This is a genomic window from Streptomyces sp. AK02-01A (genome assembly GCF_033795305.1).
In the GTDB taxonomy this organism is placed as follows: domain Bacteria; phylum Actinomycetota; class Actinomycetes; order Streptomycetales; family Streptomycetaceae; genus Streptomyces.
In genome coordinates, this window is the sequence record NZ_JARBAE010000139.1 from 1 (window position 1) to 529 (window position 529).

Here is a 529-nt window from a genome sequence, read left to right on the forward strand (position 1 = left end):
CTCTTCGCCTGTTCCGCCGCCTTCTTCTTCGCCCTCTGAGCGGCTTCCCTCTTCGCCCTCTCGATCGCCGCCTTCTTGGCCCGAAGCGCCGCCGCCTCCGCCGCCTTCGCCGACTTCAGAACCAGCTCCGCCGCCTTCTTGGCCACACGGAAGGACTGAATAGCGCTGATGGTGCGATCGACCGCCCTCAGCACCGAAGGAATCTTGCCCAGCTTGCTCCAGGGAATCGCCCCGACGATCAGGCTGCCGCACGACCACATGTCCCCACCGAAGCAGGACAACGCGTCGTTGATACCGATGAAGTCCTTCAAGGTCTCCCACGCCACCGCGAGGATCACCGAGGTGAGGGACTTACCGCTCATCGCCTGGGCCTGGGAGACCTGGGCCGCCGAAAGACCCGCACCGGCCAGGGCCGCCGCACGCTCCGACGCCGTCAGGGAAATCGCCAGACCCGTCGGATCGGACATCGTGACAGGGTTGTTGTGCGCGTAGGCATAACCATTGGACTGAAGGACATCGTTCAAGTCCA

At 64.3% G+C, this 529-nt stretch carries 1 protein-coding gene; it reads right to left on the reverse strand.

The genetic code is table 11. The annotated features are described in order from the left end of the window. The coding region (locus PV679_RS36085) for a hypothetical protein (protein WP_319685508.1) at positions 1 to 529 on the reverse strand (529 nt) is incomplete at both ends.